The sequence below is a fragment of the Weizmannia acidilactici genome, from assembly GCF_008974185.1.
Lineage (GTDB): Bacteria > Bacillota > Bacilli > Bacillales > Bacillaceae_C > Weizmannia > Weizmannia acidilactici.
On sequence record NZ_BKZP01000043.1, the window covers coordinates 1 to 20,247 of the forward strand.

Below are 20,247 nucleotides of genomic sequence, written 5' to 3' on the forward strand. Positions count from 1 at the left end.
TCTCGTTTTTATTTGCGGAAAAAATGCCATTATCGTGAAATGCGATTCCCTCAGCGGGCGAACTACTACTTTTTCCCAACAGGTGGCCCGCGCATTTAATCCAGGGCCGATAAGTAAAGCGCCTCCGCTTTTCTTATTGTCCAGTTCCGGGTGCTATAGGCTAGTGAACTTCCGGCTCCCTCTCCTACGATAAGTCAACATCAGCCCGCTTTCTTGCCATGTTTCCTTTATCTCAGTCGGGAGCCTTGAAGTTCATACGCCGATGGGCCAACGCCCTCCGCTTTTCTAGTTACCACCAAATGATGGTCATAAATGCCAATACAGTCAGGAATGCGACGAGAATGCCGCCAAATATGAAAAACTTCGGGCCTTCATGGTGTTTATGGCTCATGTGCATGAAATAAAAGAGTTGGAACGCCACCTGCACGGCAGCCAAAAGCAGTAGTACCGGAATGGTAAACCATTTGGACAAATCTGCATATACCGCCCAAAAAGCAACAATGGTCAAAAACAGCATTAATATAAAACTGATCACCTGATACTTCATTTCTTCCGCACTTTTGCGGCGTCTGTATTCATAATTAACATTACGGCCGGCAGTTTTGGCACCGTGATCCATCTATCCCACCATCCCCATCAAATATACGACTGTGAAAATAAACACCCATACGACATCGATAAAATGCCAGTACAGGCTCGCCACATAAAATTTTGGCGCATTATACAAGTTCAGCCCGCGCTTGGCGTTCCGCAGCATCAACGTGGTGATCCAAAGCAGCCCAAACGCAACGTGGCCGCCATGAAAGCCAACGAGCGTATAAAACGCCGAACCGAATGCACTGCTCGTAAACGTATGGTGAAATTTCGTCACATAATGGTGGAATTCATAAACTTCCAAAGCAAGAAAACAAGCGCCAAGCAAAACTGTAACCAGAAACCAAGCCTGCATTTTTTTAAAAGCAAAATTTTTCATATGGTAAATCGCATACACGCTCGTAATCGAACTCGTCAGCAGGAAAATGGTCGCCAAAAAAGTCAACGGCAATTCGAATAAATCTTTTGCAAGTGCCTGGGAACTGTCCGGCACCTTGTCTTTCAACGCAATATAAGTGGAAAACAAGGATGCGAAAAGGACGGTTTCACCGCCCAGAAACAGCCAAAAACCAAGAAATTTATTTTTCCCCTCAAGCGTCGCCCTTTCCGGGGATTCAGGCCAAGTTTTTGCCGTAAAACTTTCTTCCATATGCATTACGCCCCTGCCCCCTTTTCTTCTTGTTCCATCAGTGTTTCTTTTTTGATATGGTAGCCATAATCATCCTTTACAGAGCGGATCAGCATGGCGATGAGCGAGATGCCAAATCCGGCCGCAAGTAGCAAAATCCCGGCCATATGGTGATCCCGGTGGTACATCGCGCCAAACGCTGCCACAAATAAACCGAATGCGATAAATATCGGGATAATGGACGGATTCGGCATATGGATGTCGGAAACCGGTTCAGCCGGCGTCACCTGCTTTTTCCCTTCCATTTTTTCCAGCCACCAAGTGTCAATCCCGCGGACAAACGGCGTTTGCGCAAAATTATATTCCGGCGGCGGGGATGAAATGGACCACTCGAGCGTCCTTCCGAAATCCCACGGGTCATTGGCGACTTTCCGGTTTTGGACGGCCGTTACAACAATGTTTGCCAAAAGGACTAAAGCTCCCGCCGCCATCAACACGGCGCCGGATGAGCTGACCAAATTGTCCGCATCCCACCCCTGGTTTGGTAGATAAGTCCACTGCCTGCGCGGCATGCCGAGTAATCCTAGCCAATGCTGGATCATAAAAGTCAGATGGAATCCGATAAAAAAGAGCCAAAACGTGATTTTTCCCATCGTTTCATTTAACATCGTTCCGAATATTTTCGGCCAATAATAGTGCAGTGCCGCAAATATCCCAAACACCACGCCGCCGACAATCACATAATGGAAATGGGCAACGACGAAATAGCTATCATGGTACTGGTAATCAGCAGGTGCCACCGCCAGCATGACCCCCGTCACCCCGCCCAATACAAAAGACGGAATAAATGAAGCGGCATAAAGCATTGGTGTCGTGAATTGAATGCTGCCGCCCCACATCGTTAAGAGCCAGTTGAAAATTTTGATGCCCGTCGGTACGGCAATGGTCATCGTGGAAACGGCAAAAATGGCATTTGCCACATTGCCAAGCCCTGTTGTAAACATATGGTGGGCCCACACCATAAAGCCTAAAAATCCGATTAAAATAACAGCAAATACCATTGATGAGTATCCGAACAGCCTTTTTATGGAGAAATGTGCAAAAACTTCGGAGAAAATGCCAAACGCCGGCAAAATTAAAATGTATACTTCCGGATGGCCGAAAATCCAGAAAAGATGTTCCCAAATAATTGTATTGCCCCCGTATGCCACGTCAAAAAACTTTGCGCCGAACATGCGGTCGAAAGTAAGCAGAAACAACCCGACCGTCAATGGCGGAAAAGCAAACAAAATGAGGGCCGAGGAAACAAATGTCGTCCAGGTAAACATCGGCATGCGCATATAAGTCATGCCCGGCGCCCGCATATTCATGATCGTAACAAGGAAATTCAGCCCGGAAATGAGCGTGCCGAAGCCCGAAATTTGCAGCCCGAGCGAATAAAAATCGATTCCGTGGCCCGGAGAGTCAAGGGATAAGGAAGCGTATGACGTCCAACCCGCATCAGGGGCACCCCCCAATAACCAGGATAAATTTAAAAAGATTCCGCCAAAGAAAAACAGCCAAAAGCCGAGCGCGTTTAAAAACGGGAACGCGACATCTCGGGCCCCGATCTGCAGCGGGACAATCGCATTCATAAAGGCAAACAAAAGCGGCATGGCCGCCAGAAAAATCATTGTCGTGCCGTGCATTGTCATGACTTGATTATACACATCCGCACTCACAAAATGATTATTCGGTACCGCCAGCTGGATCCGGATCATAAGCGCCTCGATCCCGCCGATCAGAAAAAAGAATCCCCCTGAAATTAAGTACAAAATACCGATTTTTTTATGGTCGACCGTTGTGAGGTACTCATAGACAGTTGCACCAAATCCTGTCTTTTTTGTTTTTACACCCACGTTTAAACCTCCCCTTTGTTACAAAATATCCCCTTTATTTCCCCGCTTTCAAGGTCATCAAATAAGCCGCCAGCGCATCCACTTCCTGGTCGGAAAGCTTATTTCCGAAAGCGGGCATTTTTGTTCCCGGCTTATATTTTGACGGGTCTTTGATCCAATTTTTTATGTTCTGTTCGTTATGGTCCAAAATGCCGGCCACTTTTTCCCTCTCGCCGAACGTTGCCAAATTTGGCGCAGTCCGTGCCTGCTCCGGACGGGTATCATTTGGCGTAACGGCGTGGCAGCTGATGCAACTTTTTTTGAAGACATCCAGGCCTTCCTGCGCAAGTGCTGTTGTTGTTTTTGTTTCTTTTGCATTTTTCATTTTATTGATCCAGTTTTGGAATTCGCTTTGTGACACCGCTTTCACTCTGAAGTCCATTAAAGAATGTGAAGGGCCGCATAATTCTGCGCATTTTCCGTAGAAGACATTTCCGGCTTCCTCAGCCTTTTTATGGTCGATTTCAAGCCAGAACTTGTTGACGTTGTCGGTGTTGGCATCCAGTTTTCCGCCGACTGAGGGTATCCAAAATGAGTGTTTGACATCTGAGGCTTTTACTTGGAAGTAGATTTTTTGGTCTGTTGGGACGACTAATTCCTGGCTTGTAATCACGCCGTAATCCGGATATTCAAACTCCCACCAGTAAAGGCTCGCTCGCACTTTTACGACAAGCGGGCTGTGTTTGCCGTCCTTTTTCTTTTCCATTGCTTTTGTATCCCCAAGTTTGAATACATTGGTGATGGTTGGAATGGCAATTAAAATCAGGAGCACAATCGGAATGATGGTCCACAAAATTTCGAGCTTATGGTTGCCTGCCACTTGTTTTGGAATCGAATCATCCCCTTTTTTTCGCCTGAACCGTATGAGAACGGTCACAAAAATGGTGAACACGACAACCATGACAAACAACATGATCCAAACGCTCCACATCATAAGATCATATTGCTCCCGGGCCACTTCGCCGGCGGGATCCAGCGCCGACAAATAAGGTTTCCCGCAGCCCGAGAGTCCGGCTATAACCAAAGTGACAATAAAAAGCAAACTCCCCTTTTGCAGCCGCCATTTCATCGCTTTACCAATCCCCTCTTTCCTTTGTCTTTCTGCCAGAACAAGGAAGCAAGATCTATTTGGATTTCTTTAACAAGAAAGAACTCCCAACCCTTAAAACAGTGTAGCGATGACCATTGCAACAAATAAAATTGTCAAATAATTCAACGAATAGACAAACATCCATTTCGCCCATTTTAAATCGTCTTTCATTTTAAAACCGGACAGGCTTAATGCCAGCCACCCCAAATTAAACAATGTAGCAAGTATGATGAAAGCAGTCCCCAGCGGTTTCAGGAAAAACGGTACCGGAAGAAGCAATACCACCCATGCCAGCATGTGCCATTTTGTTGTTCTAAATCCTTTTACGACAGGCAGCATCGGAATTCCTGCTGCACGGTACTCTTCGCATTTTTTCATGGCAATCGCATAAAAATGAGGGGGCTGCCATATAAACATCAGCAAAAACAGCATCCACGGAATAACACCGAGATGGGGGTCAACGGCCGCCCATCCGATCAGCGGCGGAACTGCGCCGGCAAAACTGCCGATTACGGTATTGCTGACCATCGTCCGTTTTGACCACATCGTGTACAGAACGACATAGCTGAACACACCGAACAGGCCGATCAGCCCTGCGACGGCAGTCGTCATAAACAGTAGCAGCGTCCCAGCCGCCACAAACCCCAAACCGACCGTCAAAACTTTACGGTTTGAAATCCTGCCCGTTACTGTCGGGCGGAAATTTTTACTTTTCATAATGGTATCAATATCGCGGTCATACCAATTGTTCAGGCTGCAAGAACCTGCTACGATCAGCGCTGTTCCGGCCATTGCGAGAAAAATAGTGTCCAGCGACTGCAAAAAATGCCGGTTTGTCAGCTCGAGCGCGAGCCACATCCCTGTAAACGCCGTAATTAAATTTGAATTCACAATTCCGATTTTGATCAGGGACAAGAAATCTTTTAAAGCAGTGGCATCTGCCGCTTTCGCCCTGGTTGCCGTATTGATTGTTCGACTATCTGCCACGATAGCCCCTCCCTTCAAAGTATCATGGTCCAATGCGGGTTTTCTTCATGTATGCATGCAAAGTCATGCTTGCGAATGTTTTTACGTTGCCTATAAGAAAAACTGTACAATATAACTATAATGCATCTTTCTTTGTTTGGCTATTGATCAAAACCGTTCCTTCAAAATAGTGGAGATTTGACACCGGACGAATAGGCAGTTTCTATATTTATAAGTTTTCCACGGTGCGAATATGCGGAATATTGAAATATACTAACCTACTTTAGTATTTAACCATAATTTGAAAAAAAGATGTGATATTTTTTCTACATTTTTATGGCAAATTTGTGTCATTAGGAATATATATTTCACTTCATTCTTTTTTACGCTAAAATAATAGCAAAGAAGCCGTATGATCTTATCGAATCGTCAAGGCTCCTTTACACTATTTCAACGGTTAAAATGATATGGACTGTAATTTAAATGTTTGCCCTTAAACTTTCCCCAACAAGCAGCCAAACCTATGCATTACGCATGGGCCAATTTGCAAATGAATACTGAAGAAGGTGAAAAAATTGCGTACAACTTTGAAATGGCTTGGTGTATTGACAACCATTTCCATGATGATCGTCTTAATTGGAGGGGCCCTTGTCACCAATACCGGCTCCAGCCTTGGCTGCGGTCGCCAGTGGCCGCTTTGCAACGGGAAGATATTCCCGGATCCGCTGACATTGCAATCGTTGATCGAATGGCTTCACAGGTTTTGCACCGGGATCGCCTCTTTCCTCGTCTTTGTGCTTGCCTTCTGGTCGTGGTTTGCGATCGGGCATAAAAAAGAAACAAAATTTTTGGCCATCGTTTCCATTGTCTTTCTGCTCCTGCAGGCTTATCTTGGCGCAGCCGCTGTCGTTTGGGGCTCTTCCAGTGTTGTGATGGCCCTTCATTTCGGAATTTCTTTGATATCCTTTGCGTCCGTCCTCATGCTGACGCTGCTCATCTTTGAATGGGACCAAAAATTCGATGCAGGAAAACTCATTCTTGAAAAAAGCATGAAATGGCATACAATCGGCGTTACGGTTTACAGCTATATTGTCGTCTACAGCGGGGCGCTTGTCAGACATATGAACGCAAGCCTTGTCTGCCGCGATTTTCCGCTTTGCGTGAACGATTCCCCGGCGCTGCCCGCGAATATTTATGAATGGGTGCAAATGGGGCACAGGACTGCAGCTTTCCTGTTCTTTGTATGGATTGCTTATATCGCCTATAAGGCCGTGAAAAATTATAAAAACCAGCGCGTGATTTACTGGGGATGGATCATTGCTTTCATTCTTGTCTGCCTGCAGGCTGCTTCAGGTGCAATGCTCATTTTTACAAGGCTGAATTTGGAAGTCACACTGCTACACGCGTTTTTCATTTCGTGTTTATTCGGCCTGTTATGTTATTTGAATCTCGTTGTCGGGAGGGCAAAACAATTTGTCCATGGAAGAAACAATCTTCCGCAGGCAAAAATCCAAGTGCAATAATGTTTGGAAAAGGCGCCTGGCTTAAACCGGCGCCTTTTCATTTATTTTTTCGATTTCCAGCAGTAAATCCCCCGGCTGAATGGCGTCACCGCTTTGAACATGCACAGCTCTAATTTTTCCGGTAAAAGGCGCCTGGACGGTTGTTTCCATTTTCATCGCCTCCGTAATCATGACCGGATCCCCTTGTTTCACTTCCTGCCCGCTTTCAACAAGGACTTTAACAACAGTGCCCGGCATTGTCGCGCCAATGTGCTGTTCATTTTTGGCATCCGCTTTACTTCTTTCCTTAACAGAAGACTGGACGCTTGCATCTTTAATGACCACTTCACGCGGCTGGCCGTTCAGTTCAAAATATACAACCCGTGTTCCGTCAGGGCGCGCATGCCCGATCGAAACGAGCTGGACAATGAGCGTTTTTCCTTTTTCGATTTCGACTTCGATCCTCTCGCCGATGCGCATGCCGTAAAAGAATGTCGGCGTATCGATCACCGAAACTTCACCAAACTGCTGGTGCGTTTTCACATATTCGGAAAAAACTTTCGGGTACAGGGCGTACGCAATCACATCTTTTCTATCCGGCACAATGCCCAGTTCTTTTTTGATTTCTTCCGCAAGGGCGTTAAAATCCACTTCTTCCAACAGTTCGCCCGGACGCACCGTAATCGGTTCCCGCCCTTTTAAGATCACTTTCTGCAAGTCTTTCGGAAATCCTCCGTACGGCTGGCCCAAATAGCCTGCGAAAAATTCCACGACAGAATCTGGGAAATCGATTTTCATGCCGCGCTCGAGGACGTCTTTTTCCGTCAGCCCATTTTGCACCATGAATAAAGCCATATCGCCGACCACTTTAGAAGAAGGGGTAACTTTGACGATGTCGCCGAACATCAGGTTGACGGTCCGGTACATTTCTTTTACTTCATCCCAGCGGTCCCCAAGCCCGACCGCTTTTGCCTGCTGCTGGAGGTTGCTGTATTGCCCGCCCGGCATTTCATGGACATAAACTTCGGTATGCGGTGCATGCATTTCGCTTTCAAAATGCCGGTAATATTTGCGCACGTCTTCCCAATACTCGCTCAAACGTTCAGCGGAATGGATATCGATTTCCGACTCCCTTTCCGTTCCTTCAACCGCATAATGGAGCGTCGTCATACTCGGCTGCGAGGTCAGCCCCGCCATCGAGCTTACAGCGACATCGACGATATCCACGCCGGCTTCGATCGCTTTCACATACGTAAGCACACCGTTGCCGCTCGTATCATGCGTATGAAGGTGGATCGGGATACCAACGCAATCTTTTAATTCGGAAATCAAGCGGTAAGCAGCCTGCGGTTTTAAAAGGCCAGCCATATCTTTAATGCCTAAAATATGGGCGCCCTCCCTTTCCAGCTCTTTTGCAAGATTTTTATAGTAATTCAAATCGTATTTTTGGCGAACCGGGTCTGTAATATCTCCTGTATAGCAAATCGCGGCTTCCGCAACTTTGCCGGCATCCCGCACGGCAGAGATGGCTACTTCCATCCCCTTTACCCAGTTCAAACTGTCAAAAATCCGGAATACATCAATGCCTGATGCCGCCGACTCTGCGACAAATTCGCGGATCACCCCGTCCGGATAATTTTTATACCCGACTGCATTCGAGGCGCGCAAAAGCATTTGGAACAAAAGGTTCGGGATTTTTTCCCTGAGCTTTTTGAGCCTGTCCCAAGGGTCTTCCTTAAGGAAGCGGTAGGCTACGTCAAATGTCGCACCGCCCCACATTTCAAGCGAAAACAGGTCTGGCAAAAGTTTTGCGGTGGGTTCCGCAACCTTCAGCATGTCATAGGTGCGCATCCGGGTTGCCAATAGCGACTGGTGGGCATCGCGGAAAGTTGTATCAGTCAAAAGCACCCGTCTTTGCTCCCTGACCCATTTGGCCAGTCCTTCAGGGCCGAGCTTGTCCAAAATTTGTTTTGTCCCTTCCTTATAAGGTTCGTGCGGGGCAAGCTTCGGCATCCTCGGTTCGATAAAATGCGGTTTCTCCTGTTTGTCGATACCCGGAAACCCGTTTATGGTAATATTTCCGATATACGTCAGCATTTTTGTCCCGCGATCTTTTGTAGCCTTGAATTCAAACAGTTCCGGGGTGGAATCGATGAAAGACGTGTCATAGCGGCCGCTGATAAAATGCGGATGCTTTACGACATTTTCCAAAAATGCGATATTTGTCTTTATACCCCTGATTCGAAATTCCTGTAAATTTCTGACCATTTTTGCCGCAGCCTGGTCAAAGGTGAACCCCCATGTTGATAACTTCACGAGCAACGAATCGTAATACGGCGTAATGACCGCCCCCTGGAACGCATTGCCGGCATCGAGCCGTACACCGAACCCGCCGCTTGAGCGGTATGCCATAATTCTCCCCGTATCCGGCAGAAAGCCGTTAAGCGGATCTTCCGTTGTAATCCGGGATTGGATCGCATAGCCGTTCATCGAGAGGTCTTCCTGTTTCGGGATGCCGATGGTTTCGTCGTGGAGCGCGTACCCATCCGCGATTAAAATCTGAGAACGGACGATATCGATCCCCGTAATCATTTCGGTAATCGTATGTTCCACCTGCACGCGCGGATTGATTTCAATAAAGTAAAATTCATCGCCGGAAACGAGAAATTCAACAGTTCCCGCATTGACATACCCGACTTTTTTCATCAGCCTGACAGCAGCATAGCAGATTTTTTCGCGCATTTCCTGCGAAAGGGAGACGCAAGGGGCCACTTCAACCACTTTTTGATGGCGGCGCTGGACAGAGCAGTCGCGCTCAAACAGATGAATAATGTTGCCGTGCCTGTCACCCAAAATCTGCACTTCGATATGTTTCGGATGGAGAATCAGCTTTTCAACGTACACTTCATCGCTACCAAATGCAGCTTTCGCTTCCGATTTGGCGCGGTAGTAAAAGTCTTCCGCTTCCCCTTTATGGTGGATCATGCGCATGCCGCGCCCGCCGCCGCCGAGTGCAGCTTTAATCATCAGCGGATAACCGTATTTTTCACCGAATTCAAGCACCTCTTCCAGGCTTCCGACAGGCCCGCCGCTTCCGGGGATGACCGGAATGCCCGCTGCAGCCGCCTGCTGCTTCGCTTTGATTTTATCCCCGAACATGTCAAGATGCTTCGGATCCGGTCCGATAAAAATGATGCCTTCTTCTTCGCAACGTTTTGCGAACTCCACATTTTCCGATAAAAATCCGTACCCCGGATGGATCGCATCCACTTCGGACATTTTCGCAATATCAATAACATCTTCAATGGCAAGGTACGCATCGATTGGCTTTTTCCCTTCCCCTACCAAATACGCCTCATCAGCTTTGTAGCGGTGGTATGAACCGCTGTCTTCCTTTGAATAAATGGCAACCGTCCGGATCCCCAATTCCGCACAGGCGCGGAAAACCCGGATAGCAATTTCTCCACGGTTTGCAACCAAAACTTTTTTAATTTGCTTCATTTTTCGTTTCCCCTTTAATCGTCTTTCTTTGAAAGGATTTATAAAAAAAGGAAGCTAAACTTCCTTTTTTATAAATACTTTATTCACGGCCTTGAATAGACTTTATACGGCTTCCGGATTGTCTGGCCGGCTTCTTGCGACATGTTCTGCTTTCTTTTGTAATTCTCCTCGTACTTCGTGAACATGGCAACATTGACCAGTATCCCGAGCGCCATTGACAAAAGCAAAAGCGATGACCCACCGTAGCTAATGAACGGGAGCGGGACACCCGTAATCGGGATCAGCCCGCAGACACCGCCCAGATTGATAAATGTCTGGATGGCAATCATGCTTGAGATGCCGATCGCGAGCAGACTCCCAAATTGGTCTCTCGAATGGATGCCGATATAAATACCGCGCAGCACAAGATAGCAGAGCCCGCCGATCACAAACAAAACCCCGGCTGCCCCCAATTCTTCCGCAATAATCGCCATGATAAAGTCTGTATGGGGTTCAGGCAAGTAGCCGAGTTTTTGGATGCTTTGGCCCAGCCCCTGGCCCCTGAGCCCGCCTGAACCGATGGCAATATAAGAATTCACAAGCTGGAGACCTTCCCCGCTCTCATTTTTAAACGGGTTCAAATACCCGGTAAAGCGGGCGAGCCTTACCGGCGTAAAGATTTTATCTTTTTCAATTAAAATAAACGGCGAAAACAAAACGGCAATCGCAAGACAAAGGCCGGCCAGCTTCAACATTGTTTTCAGCCGCATGCCGGACGTAATAATAATGGTGCAGCCAATTGCAAAAATGATCGTTGCCGTCCCGATATCAGGCTGTAGTGCAATTAGAAGGCAGACAACCATTAAGAAAATAAGCGGCGGAATCACGCCTTTATTAAATGTGTCTATGTATGCCTGTTTTTTCGCATAAACGGCAGACAAATAAATGATGACGGCCATTTTTACAAATTCTGACGGCTGCAGTGAACTGGAACCGATCTGGAACCAGCTTTGCGCGTTATTGGACGTATGGCCGAAAACAAACAGCGCTAGTAATCCGAGCACCGATCCGAACATTAGAAAAGCAAGGAATTTTTTGCTTTGGTACATTTTATACGGGAGAAAAGCCGTGATGGCAAACCCGATCAGCGCAAGGAATAGATTTATTTTCTGCTTATTGTAAAAATAGGCGCTGTCCTGCCCGTAGCGCTGTACCGCAATCACCATGCTGGAACTGTAAATCATGACCAATCCGAAAAGACAAAGAAGCAAATAAACCACGATGATCGAGTAATCGAATGATTTCAAGATTTTTTTCAGCATAGAAACCTTCCAATCCATAATTAAGCTGGCATTATAAAAAAATATTCGCCCGGTTTTCGAAAACTCCTGCCGCTATTTTTAAATTATAACATTTTTTTTATTTCTCCCGCCATCGTATTTACGGTTTCAGGTATAAAAAAACTCAAACAATAAAAAATCGTTTGAGTCTTTCCGTTTATTTTTTTATATATGCATCGTGCAAAATCAACAGTTCCTGTTCAAGCGAGTCAAGAATCTGCTTTCCGTCGGCGGCATCCACTAAGCCGAGCCGGACGGCAAAATCTATTTCACGGGATAAACCAAACATTTGTGTATCCAATACTTCCTCGTATAAAGGGCATTGGGGCATCGTTAAGTTATCCATTTGAACCTGAATCAGCTTTAAAATTTTATCCGCGTCCGCCTTCAGCAGGCTATAGGCTTTTTCCCGGTGGTTCACCTTTGTTTCAGACGCCAAATTGATCCCCCCGTTCACGTATCAATCTATTTAAAAATTTTACCGTGAAAACTGCTATTTTGCAAGTAAATAGAGAGGCTGGATGCAGTCAAGCTTTTGTGGGCACTTTTCTTGTACAATGCAATTTGAAAGCGTTCTCCTATTTTCTTGGACTTCTTGCGTAAGCTCTCTTCAAATGTTTAAAAACCGATCAGCCCTTTCAAAGCGCGGTGAATCATCGTGCCTGAAGATTGTTTCATATAGGGGATGTTGTCACGTACATCATTTACGATTTGCTTGGTCAGCCTTTTACGGGTTTTGGTCTCTAGAGCCTTACGACCCGAACCGTTTGTTTCACGGTTCGGCACCCATTGCCCAAACCACGTTTTGACCTCCAACCGATCCTTGTCGGCAATTATCCATTGGGTCATCGCCTCTACACCGGCTGCACTCCAACTGCGCCCCTGTTTGAGGCGAGCCGCAAATTGGCTCATCAAGCCTTCCGAAGCCCCCATCGTGCACAGCCTGTGCGTGTCTATCCCTTGCGCTTCGAGCCACGCTTTATAATCCCGTAACGCTTCTTTATGATTCGTGATATACGCGATGAACGCCTCCAGCTTTGTTTCGCCTTCCGGTGTAGCCATCGTTCCCACGGCACTGTTCAACTCCACGATCAACCGCTCCGGATCATTCTCGTTCAGCGCCCGTCTCATCGTGGAATAGCGCGGATGATCTTTCATGATTAGATGCAAATCGCGGGCGACATGGAACCGATCCAAATGATAAAACGCCCGGCCCTTGAAGTCATCTTGGCAAGCCGAAATCCAACCGGCTCCATCCCCGTTAATGACCAACTTCGTTTTCGTCGCGTCATAGTCGTAGTGCTGCTCCAAGAAGCTTTCAAAGCCTTCCCAAAACGGCTCGGAGTCCGTGTGGAAATAGTGCCGTTTATTCTTCAATTTCCGCCGTTTGGAGCCGTCTTGTTCCCAACCCGTATGGACTAAAGCGATCTTAAGTTCTTTCGCCTTTTTCTTCTTGCCGCCCTTTTCTTTTTGCTGTTTCACAAATAACCCGTCCACCTCGACAAAAAGCACCTCAGGCGCGGGTTGTTTGGACTTCGGCTCACACACCTCGGATGCGAGGAGATGCTGACGCAACGCTTCGTGGCTCATGGGGGCATACCCTAAGAATGTCTCCAATTGCTTCACGGTGTGGCGGTAAGACGGACCGGCCACGGCCAAGGCCATTGCCCATTGTTCAAGAAGCGGGCTGAATCCCTTGCGGCCGTCAAAAGCCAGATACTGATCCAATAAAGCGATATAACGACCATTTTCCCGGTCTTGATAATAGTTGCGTTTGATGGTCAACGGACCGAACATCGTATCGATGTGAACGTCGCGCCGATCTTTCAAGCGAAAGCGACGTTTATCCCGCGCTTCGGCGATTTCGGCATCCATCTGTTCCAAAACCATCGTCAAAACCTTGCCAAACATCTCCTGTAACACCTGAAAGACATGGCGTTCAAGCTCTTCTAAAGTCGGGTATTTCGGGTTATAATGTCCCATGTGAGGGCCTCCTTTGTACGGTTTTTTTGGACAAACTCATTGTACAAAAAAGAGGCCCTCATTTCTTGTTTTTTCTGCATTCCCCTATCGCGCTATTTGGTGGCCTTGGCAGATGATGTTGGATGCCAACACATCCGCCAAGGTTAATTTACATATATTAACTTTTATTCCTATTCTTGCTCCCACAATAATTTTACTCCTACGAGAGGCTGGGTATGTGTCAAGTTTTTCTCGACATCGTTTAAAAATCAGTGATGTCCAGCCACTCTCGTATAATAAGTTTCGATCCTACTAAATGAGTCAATTTCCAGTTGAATAATTGTTCTTTGACAAGTGAATCTTTGATGTTTTCGGGGCGAGCCCCGAAAACATCAATTTGGGACTTGGGCGTTTCGTGATGTTCCTAGATAATGGTCTTAGGATCATTTGGGTTAACGCTGAGAACACTCTGTAGCTTTGACTACTTAAAAAGTCTGCGTCCCCAGGTTTTTGCCCGACCTTCTAACCCGTAGGCTGTTCCTCCGGTGAACACCACGCTGAACGTGGCAGCGTTCAGATGCAGCTCGTGACTCCGGATGAGTTCTGATAAAATAGCTCACCAATTTTGATATAATGTTTTCCATGGGAAGACCTCTTTCTAGATGTACTCGCCTGGAAGCGTACATTAAATGATAGAGTGTCTTCCCATTTTTTCCACTATTTTGCCCTCGAGAAATATTTTACACATACGAGAGGCTGACAGTTTTTTAGCAAGGCACCGGCTGCTATAAAATATCGGCATTCGCGAGTAATGGGCCTGGCGTTTCCCGCTGTCTGCGCCCGGTAATAAGCAGGGGGCTTTTTATCGGTTTGAATCGCTTACAAGTGACACCGCCACTTTAACAAGGTATAATGCTTTATAGACGGACAGAAAGGGGTTAGGCGTATGATCATGCAAATTACGGGAAAAGTGAAGTTCCCGATCACACTTGATATCGGAACTTGGATTTTTGACGACCGGAAAGTGGATCTTGATACATATTTTGACGAAGACAAAAAGGAAAGCGACCCGGAGGAAGAATATCTAAAAAGAGCGGGGAAGCATTTTGATAAAGAAATGGCGGAAGGTGTCAGCCCGCAGGCTGCGGTAAAGGAAAAGCCGAAGTTTAAAAGGCAGCATTTGAAAACCGGGAGCTTCGGCATTTTTATCGATCTCTTTTTAAAAAATGCGGAACCGCTTGAAGATGCGAAAAAAATTGTATTTGAAACAAAGAACGGCCCTGCCGCTTTCCCGCTTGCGCAGGCGGAACACTTAATCGCGGCTTTTTCCCATAAAGGAAAAGCACTGAAAGAAGACGGCCCGCTCCATATTTTATTTGATGATGGTTCAAACAGGGAAAATCCGATTAAATATGTAACAGGTATACGGGTTGAATAATGCCGGAAGCAGCCTGCAGGCTGCTTCCGGCTTTTTTTATTCTGGCGATAGGATCAGCCTAAAGCAGGTCCGCTGCGATTTGCGCCAGTTTCGATCGCTCCCCTTTTATGAGTTTAATATGGCCGGCAAGCGGCACGTCTTTAAATTTTTCAACAACATATGTCAAACCGTTGTTATATGCATCCAAATAAGGATGGTCGATTTGTTCGGGGTCGCCCATTAATACGATTTTGCTGTTCTCACCGACCCTTGTTAAAATCGTTTTAACTTCATGTTTCGATAAATTTTGCGCTTCGTCGATAATGATATATTGGCCCGGTATGTTGCGGCCGCGTATATAAGTGAGCGCCTCCACCTCGATCGAACTCATCCCCGCCAGGATCCCGTCGATTTCCCCCGCTTTTTTTGTATTAAATAAAAACTCGAGGTTGTCGTAAATCGGCTGCATCCACGGACGCAGTTTTTCTTGCTTTTCGCCCGGAAGATAGCCGATATCTTTGCCGAACGGTACAATCGGGCGCGCAACGAGCAGTTTTTTATAGTGCTGCAAATCTTCCGTCTGCATCAGCCCGGCTGCCAGCGCAAGCAATGTTTTGCCAGTGCCTGCTTTCCCAGTCAGCGTGACGAGCGGAATGTCCTGGCGCAGAAGCAGTTCCATCGCCATCGTCTGCTGGGCGTTGCGCGGCTTAATTCCCCACACCGTTTCCTGGCCGTAAACCAGTTTTCTGACCGTATTTCCGGTTTGGTCAACCATTCCAATTGCAGAAGCAGAACTGCCGTGCGCATCTTTCATGATGAGGAACTGGTTCGGGTAAAACGGATGGTTGGCAATTTCGCTTAATGCCAGTTCATGGTGCTCGTAAAAACGCTGCAGCAAATCCGGGCTGATGTACATTTCCAAAAGCCCTGTATAAATATGGTCAAGACTTACCACACGGTCATTTAAAAAGTCTTCCGCCTGCAGACCGAGCGCATCTGCTTTCACGCGGACAAGCGCATCCTTGCTGACCAAAATGACCGGGCGCCCGTTTTCTTTCGTTTCTTCTTCCATTGATAAGTTTTTGGCGACCGCCAGAATCCGGTTGTCATTCGTTTTTTCCACGAAAATATCCTGCAGCTGCTGAAATGAGCGGTGGTTCAATTCAATGCGGAGCACACCGCCATTTTCGAGCGGAATTTTCTCATGCAGTTTTCCCGCCTGCCGGAAACTGTCTATTAATTTAGATACCTGGCGCGCATTTCTTCCGATTTCATCCATATTTCTTTTTTTGGAATCGACTTCTTCAAGTACAACAGCGGGTATGACGATTTCATTATCCTCAAAAGAAAAAATGGCGTACGGATCCTGGAGCAATACATTGGTATCCAAGACGTATATTTTCTTCAAATCGATGCCCCCTGCTTCACTCGGATTATTTTTATTTTATGTGAGGATGGTGTTACCTGTTCATCTGGGTGTTTGGACAAAGTTCAGGCACTGCTAAAGTATATGTGCAGGATGGGAAACTTAGAAGCATTTGCCAAAGCTTAGGGCTGGGGGTGGAAAGTAGAAATGTGCTTTTTCTCCGGAATCTGCGCGATAAGCGGACAAGATGCGGATTCAACGATCATCAACATTGATCACGAACATAGCCAGAAATAAAAAACACTCCCGAAACCCGGAAGTGCAATCAGACTGTTCACGTCGGAAAACGTTCTTCTTTGTCGGTTTTTTTGCTTTGGCGGAGCCGGATTTTGTAAATGCCGAGCACAATCGCCGCGATAAACAGGGCTTCCGCGACCGGCAAAAAAATAGAAAAAAAAGTCAGCAGTGTGCAGCCCAACATCATCAGCACATAAATGACAGCACTTTTCAACACCGGCAGCTTCCGCGCAAAGCCGAGCCGGTATACAATCATGCAAAGAACCGTAATTGTTGCATACAACAACCACATGCCCAAATCAGGATTTTCATCCACTTTGTACAACGACGCAAAAAATGAAAGATGGTGATGAACCGCTTCGTTTGTCATTAATTCTCCCCTTTTCCCCTTTGTTTTTGAAAAGAAAGAGGGCCGTTCGGGCGGTCCTCTATTCTTTGCTTATACATTCTCTGCTGCTTTTTGCCGTTTCTGCGCCTTTTCGCGTTCGCTCTTATTCAGGATTTTCTTGCGCAGCCGGATCGATTCCGGCGTCACCTCGCAGTATTCGTCATCATTCAAATACTCGAGTGCTTGTTCAAGCGACATAATCCTCGGTTTTTTAATGACAGCTGTCTGGTCTTTTGTTGCCGAGCGTACATTTGTTGCATGTTTCGCCTTCGTAATATTTACGGCAATATCGTTTTCGCGGGAGTTTTCCCCGACAATCATGCCTTCATAAATTTCCGTACCCGGCTCAACAAACAAAGTTCCCCGGTCTTCCACCTGCATCATGCCGTACGTGGTCGCTTTGCCCGTTTCCATCGAGACGAGCACGCCGTTTCTGCGCCCTCCGACACGGCCGGGCTGCATCGGCTGGTACGAATCAAATGTATGGTTCAAAATGCCGTATCCACGGGTAAGCGTCATGAATTCCGTCGTATAGCCGATCAAGCCGCGGGCCGGAACATTGAAAATTAAGCGGACTTGTCCGTTTCCGTTATTGATCATATCGAGCATTTCGCCTTTGCGCGAACCGAGTGATTCAATGATTGCACCTGTATATTCTTCTGGCGTATCGATTTGGACGCGTTCCACCGGCTCGCATTTGACGCCGTCAATTTCTTTAATAATCACTTTCGGTTTTGAAACCTGCAGTTCATACCCTTCACGGCGCATATTTTCTATCAAAATGGACAAATGCAGTTCGCCGCGCCCGGAAACGATCCACGCATCCGGAGAGTCTGTATTCTCAACGCGCAGGCTGACATCGGTTTGCAGCTGGGAGCGCAATCTTTCCTCAATTTTACGTGCGGTGACAAATTTCCCTTCACGGCCGGCAAACGGACTGTTGTTCACAAGAAATGTCATCTGCAAAGTTGGCTCATCAATGCGCAAAGGCGTCAATGCTTCCTGGTGGTCAATCGGGCAAACCGTTTCACCGACATTGATATCTTCCATGCCCGACACTGCTATCAAGTCCCCTGCGTATGCTTCCTGGATTTCTTCACGCTTCAACCCAAAGAATCCGAACATTTTCGTCACGCGGAACTGTTTTACGCTGCCGTCCAGTTTCATTAAAGCCACCTGCTGTCCGACATGCATTTTTCCGCGGAAAATGCGCCCGATCCCGATACGGCCGACATAGTCATTATAATCAAGCAGCGCAACCTGGAATTGCAGCGGCTCTTCGCGGTTGTCAACCGGTGCCGGAATGTGGTCGATAATCGTATCAAACAGGACTTTCATGTTTTCTTTCTGTTTGGCCGGATCCGGGTCAAGGCTAGCCGTCCCGTTGACCGCCGAAGTGTACACAACCGGGAATTCCAATTGTTCATCATTTGCATCGAGTTCAATGAACAATTCGAGCACTTCATCGACCACTTCTTCAGGACGTGCAAACTCACGGTCGATTTTATTGACAACAACGATTGGCGTGAGGTTTTGTTCGAGCGCTTTTTTCAGAACAAAACGCGTCTGCGGCATGCAGCCTTCATATGCATCGACAACAAGCAGTACACCGTCCACCATTTTCATAATCCGTTCTACTTCGCCGCCAAAGTCGGCATGCCCCGGTGTGTCCAAAATGTTGATTTTTTTATCTTTATAGTGAACTGCCGTATTTTTGGCAAGGATGGTGATTCCTCTTTCACGTTCTAAGTCATTGGAATCCAATGCGCGTTCTTCGACATGCTCATTGGCGCGGAACGTACCGGATTGCTTCAGCAGCTGGTCGACGAGTGTTGTCTTCCCATGGTCTACGTGAGCAATAATGGCAATGTTGCGTAAATCTTCTCTTTTATTCAAAAAAATTTCCTCCTGCCTAAACACGAATCTTTGTTAGTATATATCCTTAACTGAATTATTATAACACAATACTGGCTTTGCTAAAACTTTTTCGGTAAAATAAGAGAAAAGGGAGGGGAATTTATGCAGGAAATCAAGTGGGTATTTGTCTTCTTTGCGCTCGCCGCATTTCTTTCCATGTGCGGCATCGGCATTGCCATCGGCGCCCAAAGTGTCATCGGCATTCTTGGCTGCACCGCCGCCCTTCTCCTTATCATGGGATTCGGGTTTAAAACAAAGAAAAGATGGCGGGAAGAGGGGAAATTGTAAGAAAATCGGAGGCGACTCGCTCAACGGCGAACGTACTTCCTAGCCTTTGACTGAGATAAAAGAAACACAGTGAACTCTTAAGGCGAACCGTGTTGGCTTATTGTGAGGAAAAGGCATAGAAGTACGCTAGCCGTTAGGCACCGCAGCCGGACAATAAGAAAGAAGTGCGGGGGCTATTCTTTCAAATATCGCTCTAAAATCGTCTCATGCAGTTTCGGTTTGCTGACAAATACAGAGCTGTTTTCAAGAATATTGAGCGGGCGCCCGTATATGTCCGTCACAATACCACCCACTTCTTCCACAATCACTTTTCCGGCCGCAAAATCCCATGGCGACAACCGCATTGTGACATAAGCATCCAGCCTGCCCGCTGCCACATAGGCCAGTTCTAGGGCTGCAGAACCGTAACAGCGGGTTCCGCGCACATTCCTCACCAATGATGCAAGCTTTTTTGGATCTATGATTCTGTTTTCCACGATACAAAAAGGATTTAGCGCAAGGATCGTATCTTCCAGCCGGTTTTCCTTCAGCTTCGGCAACCGGGCCCCGTTAAAATAAGCACCCCTGCCCTTCCAGGCGGAATACAATTCTTGGCGGACCACATCATAAATATAACCTAATCTGCCTTCTCCATTTTCGTATACGCCGATTGATATCATAAAATTTACTTTTTGATGGACAAAATTGACCGTGCCGTCAATTGGATCCAAAATCCAAATGATCCCGCCGGCATCTTTCACATCTTCGCCGAACCCTTCTTCACCCAATATCCGGTGGCCCGGAAAGGTTGTACGGATTTTTTGGATCAAAAATTGTTCGGTTTCTTTATCAATATTTGTGACAAGGTCATTCCGGTTCGATTTTGTCTCAATTCTAAGCGGGGATGAAAGTGAACCGATAATCCGGCTCCCAGCTTCCTTGATCCACTGTTTGGCATATGTATCGATTTCTTCCCATCTGTCCATAATTTGGGCCCTCCATCGTCTAAACACTCATTTCCCTTAAGCGTATAGGAAATGGACGCAATTATCAAGTTTTGAAACCTGTTGAGTGAGTCAAGTTTTTGCGGGAGGTC

General features: G+C 46.8%; 16 protein-coding genes. 3 read left to right on the plus strand and 13 right to left on the minus strand.

Annotation, left to right across the window (positions count from 1 at the left end):
* Window positions 1-289 precede the first annotated feature (289 nt).
* The 5 genes from ctaF to cyoE form a co-directional block, all read right to left on the minus strand.
* Complete coding sequence (gene ctaF / locus BpJC4_RS14270) at window positions 290-619, minus strand: cytochrome c oxidase subunit IVB (RefSeq protein ID WP_151698097.1); 330 nt, start codon at window positions 617-619, stop codon at window positions 290-292.
* Window positions 620-1,249 carry a cytochrome (ubi)quinol oxidase subunit III gene (locus BpJC4_RS14275; RefSeq protein WP_151698098.1) on the minus strand — a complete coding sequence of 210 codons (630 nt, stop codon included), beginning with the start codon at window positions 1,247-1,249 and terminating at the stop codon, window positions 620-622. It lies immediately after the preceding gene.
* A complete protein-coding gene (gene ctaD / locus BpJC4_RS14280; RefSeq protein ID WP_151698099.1) occupies window positions 1,249-3,120 on the minus strand; it encodes a cytochrome c oxidase subunit I in 1,872 nt (623 codons plus the stop codon). The genes BpJC4_RS14275 and ctaD overlap by 1 nt, the downstream gene beginning before the upstream one ends.
* Window positions 3,121-3,154: 34 nt before the next feature.
* Entirely contained in the window at window positions 3,155-4,228 is a 1,074-nt protein-coding gene (gene coxB, locus BpJC4_RS14285; protein ID WP_151681767.1) for a cytochrome c oxidase subunit II, read from the minus strand.
* 93 nt (window positions 4,229-4,321) lie between these two features.
* Window positions 4,322-5,236, minus strand: a complete 915-nt coding sequence (gene cyoE / locus BpJC4_RS14290) for a heme o synthase (protein WP_151698100.1) — start codon at window positions 5,234-5,236, stop codon at window positions 4,322-4,324.
* Window positions 5,237-5,790: 554 nt separating this feature from the next.
* Between cyoE and BpJC4_RS14295 the strand changes: the two genes are divergently transcribed.
* The gene (locus BpJC4_RS14295; protein ID WP_151681765.1) at window positions 5,791-6,738 is read left to right on the plus strand and encodes a COX15/CtaA family protein; all 948 of its coding nucleotides are present in this window, start codon (window positions 5,791-5,793) and stop codon (window positions 6,736-6,738) included.
* A 21-nt stretch (window positions 6,739-6,759) separates the two neighbouring features.
* Here the strand turns inward: BpJC4_RS14295 and pyc are convergent, their stop codons facing one another.
* The 4 genes from pyc to BpJC4_RS14315 form a co-directional block, all read right to left on the minus strand.
* On the minus strand, window positions 6,760-10,218 hold the full coding sequence (gene pyc / locus BpJC4_RS14300; RefSeq protein WP_151698101.1) for a pyruvate carboxylase: 3,459 nt from the start codon (window positions 10,216-10,218) through the stop codon (window positions 6,760-6,762).
* An 83-nt stretch (window positions 10,219-10,301) separates the two neighbouring features.
* Window positions 10,302-11,519 (minus strand): FtsW/RodA/SpoVE family cell cycle protein, encoded by a 1,218-nt coding sequence (locus BpJC4_RS14305; protein WP_151681763.1) that lies wholly within the window; start codon window positions 11,517-11,519, stop codon window positions 10,302-10,304.
* A 175-nt stretch (window positions 11,520-11,694) separates the two neighbouring features.
* Window positions 11,695-11,976 (minus strand): Fpa/YlaN family protein, encoded by a 282-nt coding sequence (locus BpJC4_RS14310; RefSeq protein WP_151681762.1) that lies wholly within the window; start codon window positions 11,974-11,976, stop codon window positions 11,695-11,697.
* A gap of 179 nt (window positions 11,977-12,155) precedes the next feature.
* The gene (locus BpJC4_RS14315; protein ID WP_151698102.1) at window positions 12,156-13,520 is read right to left on the minus strand and encodes an ISLre2 family transposase; all 1,365 of its coding nucleotides are present in this window, start codon (window positions 13,518-13,520) and stop codon (window positions 12,156-12,158) included.
* Window positions 13,521-14,445: 925 nt separating this feature from the next.
* Between BpJC4_RS14315 and BpJC4_RS14320 the strand changes: the two genes are divergently transcribed.
* Entirely contained in the window at window positions 14,446-14,937 is a 492-nt protein-coding gene (locus BpJC4_RS14320) for a peptidyl-prolyl cis-trans isomerase (protein ID WP_151681761.1), read from the plus strand.
* Window positions 14,938-14,995: 58 nt separating this feature from the next.
* Here BpJC4_RS14320 and BpJC4_RS14325 read toward each other — a convergent pair whose 3' ends face one another.
* From BpJC4_RS14325 to typA, 3 genes are all read right to left on the minus strand, one after another.
* The gene (locus BpJC4_RS14325; RefSeq protein ID WP_151681760.1) at window positions 14,996-16,324 is read right to left on the minus strand and encodes a PhoH family protein; all 1,329 of its coding nucleotides are present in this window, start codon (window positions 16,322-16,324) and stop codon (window positions 14,996-14,998) included.
* Window positions 16,325-16,616: 292 nt separating this feature from the next.
* Entirely contained in the window at window positions 16,617-16,949 is a 333-nt protein-coding gene (locus tag BpJC4_RS14330; RefSeq protein ID WP_151681759.1) for a YlaH-like family protein, read from the minus strand.
* A 69-nt stretch (window positions 16,950-17,018) separates the two neighbouring features.
* Window positions 17,019-18,863: a translational GTPase TypA gene (gene typA, locus BpJC4_RS14335; RefSeq protein WP_151681758.1), complete on the minus strand. Its 1,845-nt coding sequence runs from the start codon at window positions 18,861-18,863 to the stop codon at window positions 17,019-17,021.
* A 123-nt stretch (window positions 18,864-18,986) separates the two neighbouring features.
* Here typA and BpJC4_RS14340 point away from each other — a divergent pair, with 123 nt between their 5' ends.
* On the plus strand, window positions 18,987-19,172 hold the full coding sequence (locus BpJC4_RS14340) for a YlaF family protein (RefSeq protein WP_151681757.1): 186 nt from the start codon (window positions 18,987-18,989) through the stop codon (window positions 19,170-19,172).
* A 173-nt stretch (window positions 19,173-19,345) separates the two neighbouring features.
* Here the strand turns inward: BpJC4_RS14340 and BpJC4_RS14345 are convergent, their stop codons facing one another.
* Window positions 19,346-20,137, minus strand: coding sequence for an inositol monophosphatase family protein (locus BpJC4_RS14345; protein ID WP_151681756.1), 792 nt, complete (start codon window positions 20,135-20,137; stop codon window positions 19,346-19,348).
* Window positions 20,138-20,247 lie beyond the last annotated feature (110 nt).

What these genes read in the sequence shown, in the direction of transcription:
- ctaF (WP_151698097.1), bottom strand. Translation starts at nt 619, where the DNA reads ATGGATCACGGTGCCAAAACTGCCGGCCGTAATGTTAATTATGAATAC.
- coxB (WP_151681767.1), bottom strand. Translation starts at nt 4,228, where the DNA reads ATGAAATGGCGGCTGCAAAAGGGGAGTTTGCTTTTTATTGTCACTTTG.
- pyc (WP_151698101.1), bottom strand. Translation starts at nt 10,218, where the DNA reads ATGAAGCAAATTAAAAAAGTTTTGGTTGCAAACCGTGGAGAAATTGCT.
- BpJC4_RS14320 (WP_151681761.1), top strand. Translation starts at nt 14,446, where the DNA reads ATGATCATGCAAATTACGGGAAAAGTGAAGTTCCCGATCACACTTGAT.
- BpJC4_RS14305 (WP_151681763.1), bottom strand. Translation starts at nt 11,519, where the DNA reads ATGCTGAAAAAAATCTTGAAATCATTCGATTACTCGATCATCGTGGTT.
- BpJC4_RS14330 (WP_151681759.1), bottom strand. Translation starts at nt 16,949, where the DNA reads ATGACAAACGAAGCGGTTCATCACCATCTTTCATTTTTTGCGTCGTTG.
- BpJC4_RS14345 (WP_151681756.1), bottom strand. Translation starts at nt 20,137, where the DNA reads ATGGACAGATGGGAAGAAATCGATACATATGCCAAACAGTGGATCAAG.
- BpJC4_RS14315 (WP_151698102.1), bottom strand. Translation starts at nt 13,520, where the DNA reads ATGGGACATTATAACCCGAAATACCCGACTTTAGAAGAGCTTGAACGC.
- BpJC4_RS14275 (WP_151698098.1), bottom strand. Translation starts at nt 1,249, where the DNA reads ATGCATATGGAAGAAAGTTTTACGGCAAAAACTTGGCCTGAATCCCCG.
- BpJC4_RS14340 (WP_151681757.1), top strand. Translation starts at nt 18,987, where the DNA reads ATGCAGGAAATCAAGTGGGTATTTGTCTTCTTTGCGCTCGCCGCATTT.